The 11,888-nt window shown below is 62.3% G+C and carries 8 protein-coding genes; 6 read left to right on the plus strand and 2 right to left on the minus strand.

What is annotated here, in order from left to right; all coding sequences use genetic code 11:
- Window positions 1-172 precede the first annotated feature (172 nt).
- The 6 genes from ACPWR9_RS20840 (at window position 173) to ACPWR9_RS20865 (ending at window position 10,219) form a co-directional block, all read left to right on the plus strand.
- Window positions 173-1,498 (plus strand): acyl-CoA dehydrogenase family protein, encoded by a 1,326-nt coding sequence (locus ACPWR9_RS20840; protein ID WP_426300209.1) that lies wholly within the window; start codon window positions 173-175, stop codon window positions 1,496-1,498.
- Window positions 1,495-2,157, plus strand: a complete 663-nt coding sequence (locus ACPWR9_RS20845) for a cysteine dioxygenase (protein WP_426331121.1) — start codon at window positions 1,495-1,497, stop codon at window positions 2,155-2,157. Before ACPWR9_RS20840 ends, ACPWR9_RS20845 begins: the two co-directional genes overlap by 4 nt.
- 210 nt (window positions 2,158-2,367) lie before the next feature.
- The gene (locus ACPWR9_RS20850; protein WP_426300640.1) at window positions 2,368-3,948 is read left to right on the plus strand and encodes a rhodanese-related sulfurtransferase; all 1,581 of its coding nucleotides are present in this window, start codon (window positions 2,368-2,370) and stop codon (window positions 3,946-3,948) included.
- A gap of 104 nt (window positions 3,949-4,052) precedes the next feature.
- Window positions 4,053-5,183 (plus strand): glycosyltransferase family 9 protein, encoded by a 1,131-nt coding sequence (locus tag ACPWR9_RS20855; RefSeq protein ID WP_426300211.1) that lies wholly within the window; start codon window positions 4,053-4,055, stop codon window positions 5,181-5,183.
- A 180-nt stretch (window positions 5,184-5,363) separates the two neighbouring features.
- The gene (locus tag ACPWR9_RS20860; RefSeq protein ID WP_426300213.1) at window positions 5,364-7,670 is read left to right on the plus strand and encodes an autotransporter outer membrane beta-barrel domain-containing protein; all 2,307 of its coding nucleotides are present in this window, start codon (window positions 5,364-5,366) and stop codon (window positions 7,668-7,670) included.
- Between the two features lie 197 nt (window positions 7,671-7,867).
- A complete protein-coding gene (locus ACPWR9_RS20865) occupies window positions 7,868-10,219 on the plus strand; it encodes an autotransporter outer membrane beta-barrel domain-containing protein (RefSeq protein WP_426300215.1) in 2,352 nt (783 codons plus the stop codon).
- Window positions 10,220-10,329: 110 nt separating this feature from the next.
- Here ACPWR9_RS20865 and ACPWR9_RS20870 read toward each other — a convergent pair whose 3' ends face one another.
- Together ACPWR9_RS20870 and ACPWR9_RS20875 are read right to left on the minus strand one after the other, a co-directional pair.
- Entirely contained in the window at window positions 10,330-10,860 is a 531-nt protein-coding gene (locus ACPWR9_RS20870) for a hypothetical protein (protein ID WP_426300217.1), read from the minus strand.
- Window positions 10,857-11,813 carry a winged helix-turn-helix domain-containing protein gene (locus ACPWR9_RS20875; RefSeq protein WP_426300219.1) on the minus strand — a complete coding sequence of 319 codons (957 nt, stop codon included), beginning with the start codon at window positions 11,811-11,813 and terminating at the stop codon, window positions 10,857-10,859. Before ACPWR9_RS20875 ends, ACPWR9_RS20870 begins: the two co-directional genes overlap by 4 nt.
- Window positions 11,814-11,888 lie beyond the last annotated feature (75 nt).

The following is an 11,888-nucleotide window of genomic DNA, read 5'->3' on the forward strand; positions in this document are numbered from 1 at the left end:
ACGGTGAACGAAGTGAGCCTACGCAATCAAATCTCGGCCGTTAAATAATCATTTCCGCAAAGATTATTCGATATGGATGGTTGGGCTTATCTCGCCTGAGCCTTACGCTAGCTTCATTGCGTAACCCCGGGCACGTTCTGTGCCGAACGCGTATTTGCTTATTCCAAATCTCATGTCTACCGTTGCTCAACCTTCCGAGTTGGCCGCGTCGGGCGACGACCGTGCCAGCGTTTCCGGCGCTTCTGGCGCTGTGCTGCATCTGGCCAGGCCGCCCAGCGACGCACCCCATGCCGGTGAGTTCGCCCGTTCGCTCGATACCCTGCTGCCGACGCTCACACGTGACTTCGCGGCGGGCGCTGCGGCGCTCGATCGCGAGGCCCGCTTCCCGTTCGAAAACTTCACGCAATTGCATCGCCACGGCCTGATTGCGGCGGTGGTTCCGCGCGCCCATGGCGGCCATGGCGCAGGACTCGCACAGGCGCGCCGTATCGTGGCAGCCGTCGCGGCGGGCGAGTCGGCCACGGCGCTCGTGCTGACAATGACGTATCTGCAACATCGCGCGCTGGTACGAACCAGCACGCGATGGCCAGAAGCGCAGCGCAACGAGGTGTTTCGCAGCGCCGTCGACGACGGCGCGCTGATTAACGCGCTACGCGTCGAACCAGACTTGGGCACGCCTGCGCGCGGCGGCTTGCCGTCGACGATTGCACGTCGCACCGAAACGGGGTGGCGGCTCTCGGGCCGCAAGCTGTATTGCACTGGTATCCCGGCGCTGCGCTGGCTGTCCGTCTGGGCACGTACCGACGAGGCCGAACCGCGTGTAGGCGTGTTCCTCGTGCCACGCCCCTCGGGTTCGGAACTGAATCGCCCCGGCATTCGAGTCGTCCCCAACTGGGACCACTTAGGCTTGCGCGCTTCGGGCAGCCACGAAGTCATTCTCGAAGACATCGATTTGCCGTTCGGCAATGCCGTCGATATTCGTCCGCTGCACGAGTGGGCACCGGCGGGCATCGGGCAGCGCGACAACGACGCCCACATCGAGCAGCAAGCCTGGATGAGCGTGCTGCTGGGCACGCTTTACGACGCTGTGGCACGTGCCGGGACCGAGTGGCTCGTCACGTTTCTGAACACTCGTGTCCCCGGGAATCTGGGCGCGCCGCTCGCCAGCGTGCCGCGTGTGCAGGAAACCGTGGGTGAGATCGCCACGCTGTTGCACGTCAACCAGCGCTTGCTCGATGCGGCCGCTGCGGGGGCCGACGCAGGCACGCCGGAGGACGACATCGCCAGCGGCGCGCTCAAGTTCACCGTCACGGGTAATGCCATTCGCGTGCTGGAACTCGCGCTGCAACTCACGGGCAATCACGGGTTGTCGCGCAACAATCCGCTTGAACGCCATCATCGCGACGTGTTGTGCAGCCGCATTCACACGCCGCAAAACGACACCATCCTGAGCGCAGCCGGCCGGCGCGCGCTCGCCGCTTTTCAGGTTCACGCATGACTGCTGCTTTGGCTGATATCACTCCACCCAACGTCTCGGACGTTGCCAACCTATCCGCACACGACTACGACGCGCTCGATCCGTTGCGCACCTTTGTCGCCGCGTTTTCGCGGCTGCTAGAGCGCCGTCCGCACGAAACGACGCTGCTCGAAGAGGGCGCGGGACTGCTCGCGCAACTGGTTGCACGCGACGATTGGCTGCCTGAAGCCTTTGCCACGCCGCATCCGGCGCACTATCAGCAATACCTGCTGCATTGCGATTCGGGGCAGCGCTTTAGCATCGTGAGCTTTGTCTGGGGGCCGGGCCAGCGCACGCCGATTCACGATCACACCGTGTGGGGGCTGATCGGCATGCTGCGCGGCGCGGAAGATTCGTTGCCGTATGTGCTCGATACGAAGGGCATACCGGTCGAAGCGGGGGAGCCGGTGCGGTTGGTGCCGGGCGATGTGGAAATTCTCTCGCCGCGTCTTGGCGACATTCACCGAGTGAGCAACGCTTTCGATGATCGCGTGTCGGTGAGCATCCACGTGTACGGCGCGAATATCGGGGCAGTGCACCGCAGCGTGTTCACCGAGGCGGGCGAGCGCAAGGGCTTTGTCTCGGGCTACGCCAACGCGCAACTGCCGAACCCGTGGGGCAGGGCGGCACAGCGCGTCTGATGCCGCCGTACGTGGCATGCCGCAGCGCACCACAGCGTGCGGCGTACGCGCAGCCGGGGCTTCTGCCACAATGGCCGTCTGGCTGCGCAGGCCACCTCCTACTTCGTATCTTTCCGAATTCAAGGATTTGCCGTGTCCGATCATTCGACTGACGTGCCGTCGCAGGCGGCCGATACCGCAACTGGCGCCGAGCCTTCCGTATTTCCCCAACTGACGTTTGCCGAGGTTCGCGAGGCGTTGCTCGCCGGACAGGAGATCGCGCTGCTGGATGTGCGCGAAGAAGACCCGTTCGCGCAGGCGCATCCGCTGTGGGCCGCCAACTTGCCGCTCTCGCGCGTGGAGATCGAAGCGTGGGCGCGCATTCCGCGCCGCGATACACGCATCGTCGTCTATGGCGAGCATGACGGCGTGGATCTCGCGCCGCGTGCCGCCGCTGTGTTGCGCAAGCTGGGCTACCGCGACGTGAGCTTGCTCGAGGGCGGTCTCGATGGCTGGATTGCCGCGGGCGGTGAAGTGTTTCGCGACGTGAACGTGCCGAGCAAGTCGTTTGGCGAATGGGTCGAAGGGCTGCGACATACGCCGTCGCTCTCCGCGCAGGAAGTGCAGGCGCTGCTCGATGCCGACGCCGATGTCGTGGTGGTCGACGCCCGGCGCTTCGACGAATACCAGACCATGAACATTCCCGGTTCGACCAGCGTCCCCGGTGCGGAACTCGTGCTGCGCGTGCGCGAACTGGCCCCTGATCCGGCCACGCGCGTGATTGTGAATTGCGCGGGACGCACGCGCAGCATCATCGGCACGCAATCGCTGGTGAATGCGGGGCTGCCCAACCCGGTGGCCGCGTTGCGCAACGGCACCATCGGCTGGACGCTGGCAGGGCAAACGCTTGAGCGCGGCGCGCAGCGCCGTCATCCGGCGCAGGTGCGCGAAGCGACGCTCGCCGTCGCGCGTGAAGGCGCACGCGCGGTGGCGGACCGTGCCGGTGTTCAACGTGTTGCGCTAGACGAGGTCGCGTCGCTGAACGCCCCGGGACGTACCGTGTATCGCTTCGACGTGCGCACGCCGGAGGAATACGCAGCCGGTCATCTGCCGGATTTCGCAAGCGCGCCGGGTGGTCAGTTGGTGCAAGAGACAGATCATCAAGCCCCCGTGCGCGGCGCGTGGATCGTGCTGGCCGACGACGATGGCGTGCGTGCCGACATGACCGGCTCGTGGCTGGCACAGATGGGATGGACGGTGTACGTGGTGGAACCACATAGCGATCACGCGCGCAGTGCCCAAGGCGGTTGGCCGTTGCACACGCCGAGCGCACCGGACGTTGCCTCCGTTACGCCTGCGCTGCTCGCGCGCTGGCTGGACGATGCAAAAACCGGCGAGCTTGCAGTGCTCGACTTCACCGCGAGCGCGAACTACGTCAAACGGCACATCCCGGGCGCGTGGTTTGTCATTCGCGCGCGATTGGCTGAAGCCTTGCGCGCGGTCGGTCCGGCACATAGCTATGTGCTCACGTGCGGATCGAGCTTGCTCGCGCGCTTTGCCGCGGCGGACTTGCGACATCTCACCGATGCCGAGATTGTCGTACTCGAAGGCGGCACGCAAGCGTGGATCAACGAGGGGTTGCCGCTGGAGAAGGGCGAAACGCGTCTGGCCAGTGCGCGCGACGACCGGTATCGCCGCCCGTATGAAGGCACCGACAATGCGGCGGAAGCCATGCAGGCGTATCTCGACTGGGAGTTCGGGCTGGTCGATCAACTACATCGTGACGGCACGCACGGGTTTCGCGTGATCTGACGCTGCGGCAGGCGTGGCATACTCCGGTTCTTTAGAGGTCGCCGACCGGTCCAAAGACGTACATGTGGGCCGGTGCGGCGACTCGCTCGCTTTCCGATTCGACCATGCCATTGCAGCGCTTCATTGCCCGCCGACTGGGTGCCCTCACTGAGCCGAGCACGCGTATTCCGTACGCGTGGGTGTATCACGAACCCGACGTCTTTCTGCAACGCACGTCGCATGTCTCCGTCGCCAAGAAATATCTTCACCGCCGCCTGCGTCTCGCGTTGAGCGGTCAGGCGAGCCGCGAGGTCCACCACGTGCCGGAGAACGCACGCGTGCTGTGGATTTACGGTGGTAAGGCGTCTGTCGGCGACGCTGTCATGGACCTCTCGGGTCGCGCACTATTACGCGAACGCAAGGCACCGGTCGATCTGCTAATCGCGCCCAGCTTGAAAGCGGTGTTCGAAGGCGACGACATCTTCCGTCATGTCTACGACGATCCGGCCGCCGTGAACGCGGCCGATTACGACGTCGTCGTGATGCAGGAATTCAACTACCCGACGCTGCGCATCAAGCGACGCCATTTCCCGGCGTTGCCGTTCGCGTGTTTGTTCCGCTTCTTCCACGGCCCGGATCGCAATCAGACGCAATTCAGCTTGGCGGCCGTCAACGATGTGTTCGCGCTGGGTCTCGGTCCTGACGAACTGTTTTCGCGCGCCAAACCTTATTTGCGCGCGGAGACCGAACTGCCCGACGCGATCGAGCAACAACTGCCGCAGCGCCCGTTTCTCGCGATTGCGATGGGCGGTGTGGAGCCGCGCCGTACTTATGCGCACTGGCGCGAGTGTCTAGCGGCTTATGACGAGGCTTTTATGCCCGGCATGCCCGCAGGGATTGTCTTGCTGGGTTCGGGAAATGGCGCTGAGGCCGCGAGCGCGCTGATGCAAGCGCAATTCACACATCTGCAACTGGCATCGTTCGTGGGCGAGCTCTCGCTGCGCGACGCGAAACGCGTGATTGCCAACGCAGCGCTCTTCGTCGGGGCAGATGGCGGCTTGATGCACGTGGCGCACACGACGCCGACACCGAGCGTCACGCTGTTCGCGAAGGCCGAGCCGCCTTATCTGCGCCTCACGCCGGGCTGCCAGTCCACGCCGCTGCAAACCGAGAGCGACGTGAGCGCGGTCGATCCGGTCGAACTTTCCGATACGATTATGGCGACCTTGGCGGCATCGCCCGCCCGGCTTCGGTGACTTTGCTGACGTACGCCCTTTCATTTAAAGCACGGAATCTCCCGATCCGCACCTGTCAACGTTGACAGGTGACGGTTTTCGCCCTGCGGCCTATGTTGCTTGCAAGCGACACCGTTTACCGTAGTTGGAGAGTTGTCGCGTTGTGCAGTCCGTTGTTCCTTATGAAAAGGAGCCCGCGTCATGCCTACGTCAACTTCCTCGGTCCCTCGACAGCGCGCATTGACTTCGGCTATCGGCCTTGCGCTTGCCACACTTGCCGTCTCTGCTCAGGCGGCACCGGTCAACGGCGTGAACCGGACGGTCAACGCGCCGGGCGATCCTAGCGAGACATGGACCGTTACCAATGGCGGTTCGCTTACGGTCAATAGCGGCGCGGCGACCAACTGGATTTCGATACAAAACACGTCTGGCGCCCCGTCCAACTTGACGACAAACGGCGCGACGATCGACTCGACAGCACCGGCGGCCGGCGGGGGCGCAGCGCCCACGGCAATCTCCGTGCAGAACTCCAACGCGACGATCTCCAACTCGACGGTCTCAAGTGCGACGAATCCGGGTATCCAGTTGACCGGACAGACCACAGGTGGTCTCCCTGCATCGCAAGTGACCGTGTCGAACAGCACCATTTCGGGCTTTCAATACGGGATCTCCGTCTCGTCGAACGGCTTGCTCACGCTGAACAATTCGAACGTGAGCGCGGGCACTGGCAACATTGGCGGGATCAACGGCGGGGTGGTGAATTTCGATTCCAACGTAGTGGCCAATGGGGGTTCGATTACCGGGAACCTCTCGGGGATCACCGCCACAACGACGAACCTGACGGCCCAAACCGTGTCGACCACCACGCTCAACGGCGTGGCGGTGAGTGCCACCACAGGCCCGGCGATCCTTGTGCAACCGGCCAGACCGATACCCGCCTTCGAAGGGCACACCGCCAATATCCTGATCTCGAACGGCTCGACACTAACGGGCGGGAATGGCTTCGCACTGCAAGCCACGGGCCTCATCACCGCCAATGCCACCATCGACAATTCGAACATCGTCGGTAATGTCAGCGGTGACGGCACGGCCACGGTCAATCTGACGCTGCAAAACAATGCCAACTTGACAGGGGCGCTTTCCAATATCAATTCGCTGGCCGTCAACTCCAACGCCACGTGGCTGCTCACGGGCGATAGCAACGTCGGCACCGTGACGATGAATGCTGGGAATATCGACATCTCGGGCACGGCGGTGGGCACGTCGACCACACGCACGCTGACGATTGCCACGCTCTCCGGCAACGGCACGTTTTTGATGAGCACCAACCTAGGGACTCATACGGGTGACTTGCTCAACGTGACCGGCTCCGCGACGGGCAGCTATCAGTTGCACGTGCGCAACTCAGGCGGCGAGCCAACGGATCTTTCGCCGTTGACGGTCGTGCAAACGGGCGGTGGCGGGGCGGCGTTCTCGCTGGTGGGCGGAAAGGTCGATGCAGGGGTCTACAGCTACACGCTGGAGCAGCAAGGCAATAACTGGGCGCTGGTGACAAACCCGGGCGACCCGGGAGATCCGGGAGATGGCGACTTATCTCCTGGCACGAAAACCGTATTGGGTCTCTCGGGCGCAGGGCCGACAGTTTGGTACGGCGAAGCCGCGATCCTTCGCTCCCGTCTTGGTGAACTGCGTATCGGCGATCAAAGCAATAGTGGCGTGTGGATGCGCACGTTCGGCAAGCAATACAACGCGAAGCCGGGTGACGGTACGAACTACCGTCAAACGCAATACGGTGTGATCGGCGGGGCGGATGCCGTCGTCGGTCAGGCATGGGGCGGTACTTGGCTCGTCGGTGCCATGCTGGGTACGAGCCACAGCAAGCTGACGTTCGATAACGGTTCGACCGGCGGCGTGAACAGCTACACGGCGGGTCTTTACGCGACGTGGCTCACCAAAGCCGGTTGGTATTTCGATGGCTTGGTGAAGTTCAACCACTTCGTCAACAACGCCGACGTCATCATGAGCGATGGCACCGGTTCGCATGGCGGCTTCAACAACAACGGCATCGGTATGACGCTCGAGTTCGGCCGGCACATGGAGTTCGGCAACCGCTGGTTCGTCGAGCCATACGTTCAGATGTCGATGCTGCGCATCGGTGGTGACAATTTCACGCTCGATAACGGCATGAGTTCAACAACGTCGCACACCGGGTCGGTCGAAGCGCGCATCGGTGCGGCGTTCGGCAAGACGCTGGAATTGGCTGGCGGCGGATTACTGCAACCGTATCTGAAGCTCGCGATGATTCAGGAATTCATCACCAGCAATCAGATCATGATCAACGGTATCGGCTTCAATAACGATACGTCCGGGACGCGTGTCGAGTTCGGGGCTGGGTTGGCGGCGCAGTTGCGTCACAACATGCAGATTTACGCAGAAGTGGAAACGAGCGCCGGACATAAGATCAGTCAGCCTTGGGGGGCTCAGGTCGGCCTGCGTTACACGTTCTGATCGGTTCGTCTGACGGGTTATCTGTAGCCGCATCAAAATCCGACGTCAAACAATGATTTTTAAGATTTCGCTAGTTTGTGGGTGATTTATGGTGAAATTCAATGAATATCGCTGAAATTCGCTATAAATTTGGCGGTTGGTGAGATTTTCTGCCCTACCGTTCGCCTCGTTGTTAATTATTTCAACGAGGTCCCCCTGTGAAGTCTCCTTCGTTTTCCCCCCGGTTTCCGGTGCCCATGCGCGTGCTCGCGGCATCGGTGCTTCTCGCCTTTTCGGCAATCCCCAATAGCGCTCGCGCGGACGAAATCGATGTCACCCGCCCGTGTATCGACGTCGATCTCGCCGGCTGGTGCGGACGTGGGCACGATCAGATCGACGGCCATGGTTTTACGGTGAGCGGCGACGGCAAGTTGAGGCTCAACGGTGCCGCCGATCAAACGACGACGGTTCAGTATCTGCGTGCCGTTCAGGGCGGGAGCGTCGAGGCATCGAATCTCTATATCCACGGCCCCACGCCCGGCACTGGCGTCAACGGCGTCTTGGTGACTGCCGGTGACGGCGGACGTCTCTCGCTGACCGACTCGACGGTCATCAGCACCGACGGTGCCGCGTTGTGGGTTGGCCGCCAGTTGGTCGATTCTGAGGCGAACCCGTCGGTTGCCGTGCTCAACAACGTCAGCCTGCACGGTGTTGGGCGTACGGCGTCCGTCTCGGCGAACAGCCTGCTCGAGATGTCGGGTGGGGAAGTGATTGCCACGCGTGGCGAGGGGCGGCTGAACTATGCGATTCAAATCGTCGATTCGACGTTGCGTGCCTACGGTACGAAGTTCGTGGGCGCCGACCATGCGCTGGCAATCTCTACTGAGCGCAGTCCCGTGTCGGCGGGTTCCGAGGTCATTCTGTCCAGCGCGCATCTTGAATCTGAAGACGGCGCGGCGATCAAAATTTATCGAGAAGTCGGCTCCGTCCAGGACGAGTTCGACGTGTCGCTGGCGATCCTGAACGGTACGACGATCAAGGCGGGTAACGGTACGCTGATCGAAGTCGGCTTCAATGCCGACGGCGAGGATGATCGCAACCCGCACCCCTTCAACGCCAATATCACCATCGACGACAGCCGTTTGGAAGGTGACATTAAGTTTAGCGATCGCGTCAATTCCGATCTCACGCTGTCGAACCGCGCCGTCGTGACCGGCCGCATCGAAGGTGCCGACCGCATTCATCTGGAAACCGACGGCGAGTGGCGTCTGGTGGAAGACAGCCAAACGGCTAACGTCTCCATGCAGGGCGGCATCATCGACATTCACGGCACGGCGGCTGAGGGCCAGTACCACACGCTCGAAATCGGTTCGCTCTCCGGCGAAGGTACGTTCCGTATGCAAACGGATCTCGATGCTGGTGAAGCCGACCGTCTGCACCTGACGGGTGGCGATTCGACCGGTAATTTCGGTCTCGCCGTGAAGAACACCGGCACCGAAGCCAAAGTGGATACGCAGCAACTCGTGCAAGACGACGGCGGCAGCGCCACGTTCTCGGTGGTCGGTGGCCAGGTCGATCTGGGCGCGTACGCTTACGTGCTGGAAAAGGAAGAAATCGACGGCAAGACCTACTGGAAGCTCGTGCGCGGCGAAGGCCCGTCGTCGGGCACCGAGTCGATCGTCGGTATTTTCAGCGCGCTGCCGACCGTGTGGATGGGCGAAGCGTCGACGTTGCGTACGCGTCTGGGCGACGTGCGTCTGGCAGAGACGAAAGAAGGCGGCGCGTGGGCACGCACGTTCGGCAATCGCTACAACGCCAGCCCGTCGGTTGGGCAAGGTTACCGTCAAGATCAGTACGGGGTGATCGCCGGTGCCGATCACATCGTCGGGCGCAATGCCAACGGCACGTGGCTCGTCGGCGGTATGGCCGGTACCAGTGCCAATAACCTGAAGTTCGACGTCGGCTCGACGGGCTCGATCGACAGCTACACCGCAGGTGTGTACGCCTCCTGGCTGGGCAACAACGGCTACTACTTCGACACCGTGTTCAAGTACAACCGCTACATGTCGGAATTGAGCGTGATGATGCGCGATGGTGTGCGTAGCAAGGGCGATTACAACAGCAACGGTTTCGGTATTTCGGCAGAGTTCGGTCGCAAGATGACGCTGACCAACGGCTGGTTCGTCGAGCCGTACGCACAGATCGCCGCAATGACCGCGGGCGGTGCCAACTTCACGCTGGATAACGGCATGACGGCACAAGCCGATCGCAACGCATCGGTGCAGGCCACGTTGGGTGTGACGGTCGGTAAGACGTTCGAAACGTCGAAGGGCAACTTCCAGCCGTACGCACGTGCCGCTGTCGTGCAGGAATTCGTGAAGAACAACATGGTTCGCGTGAACGACATCGAGTTCAACAACGACCTGTCGGGCACGCGCGCTGAAATTGCCTTGGGTCTGGCTGCGCAGATGCAACCGAATCTGCAAGCGTATCTGGACACGTCGTACTCGATCGGCAAGCGTCTCGACAAGCCGTGGGGTGTCAACGTGGGTGTGCGTTACTCGTTCTAAATCTGATTACGGTCCTAAGGGACTTCGCGACGAAGCAGGGGAGGGGCTGAATCCGTCAAGATAAGGCTCAACCTCTTTGCCCCGTGTGATGAAAATCACACGGGGTTTTTTTATGGCGTGCGTTGCGGCTGCGCGCAATACACGCGCGGCTGATCGGCGACGGCAACCGCTACACCGTCGCCTGCGCGCATCGCCTGAAAGTAGTCGGTATGTCCGGGGCGGAACCCCGGCAGCAGATAGCGATAGACCAACTCGTCGTCGGAGGCGTCGTTGATCAGACGCGTCGTGCGCGTGGTGTTCACGCGCACGAGACTGCCCACCGACTGATAGTCGAACTCCATTGCGCGATGCACGCGTGTTAGCGGCGCTTCGTCGGCCTTGGCGGCATTGGGGCTGGCACGCAGAAAGCCAGAGAATCGGGTGAATCCAGTACCGTCCGGCCGATAGTCGGCTTCGGCCCGGCCCCACGCCCGCACCAGTCGATTGCCGGAGTGGGTGGCGAATTCGATGTCGGCCAGACATTGCCATTCCACTCGCTCGGGGCTTGTCGTCAGCCAGACGGCACCCCACGGCAGGAGCGCGGCGAGCGCAACGCCGAGGATCAGATAACGAGGACGAATCGGTGGCATCGCAAGCTTCATGAGGCAGCGCGCTCGGGTTGCTGGTTGATGATGAGATACGAGACGCATTCGGGCACAGCGCTCTCGATGGGGCGGCGGCAAAGAATGTAGCTATACGTATCGCTGTGGGCGGCGCTGTTGATGTAGACGAGGCGCGCGTCGAGATCGGTGGCCGATGCCGGCGGCTCGCGCTTTAGCGTGGCGATGCGATCGGCGATGTAGGCCGCGTCGTCGGCACGATCTGACGCAACGAAGTAACGTTGCATCCCGTTGCCAGCTACCGGCTGCCAAGTCGCCACGCGTGCGTTGGTACGCAAATCGCCGCGCAGGGGCGGAATGACGACGAGCGCCGCGAAGGTGCTGATCAGGGCGACGCCCAACCATATGGCGGCAGCCCGGCGAGGACGGAGGGAGAATCGCGCGCGTGGCGGCAGTGGTGCTTGGCCACCCGCGACGGCGTCCTGCGGCGTGCGGGCGTGTTCGGCATCGGCGTGTGAATCTACCTTCGTGTCGTCAGCTTTTGTATCTGGTGAAATTTCTTTCGCAATTGACTCAATTTGGGAGATTTCCTCGCCAAAGTAAGGGATCGGTACCGCCGGAGAGGCCGGAATCACGCTTTGCGCGGTATTGGCGTCGACGAACGGGCTGAGCTTCACCGCCTGATGCAAGCGGTAGCCGATGCGAGGCACGGTGGCGAGCGCAGCCGGATCGACACCGGCTTGCTCCAACGCACGCCGGACCTGCACGATGGCCTGACTGAGGTTGTTGCTGGAGACGACGGCACCGTATTGCTCCCACGCTTCGGTGAGCAATGCTTTTTTGGTAACGATTTCCCCATCGGCTTCAAGCAGCACCAGCAGGCAGCGCGCGGCTGCCGCGCCGAGCGCGAGCGGTGTATCGGGGCTGTGTGTGGCGGCGAGCGTAAGGGTCTCGCTGTCGAAACGGGCGGCATCGCCGATCAGGTACTTGGCCATGTGAAAGGGTCCGGTTGCTGCGGCGGGCGCTTCGCCAAGGGGCGCTGCAATGGCAATGAATCGTGAGGAATGCGA

Origin of the sequence: Pandoraea pneumonica (assembly GCF_049918595.1) — a bacterium.
Taxonomy (GTDB): Bacteria; Pseudomonadota; Gammaproteobacteria; order Burkholderiales; family Burkholderiaceae; genus Pandoraea; species Pandoraea pneumonica_A.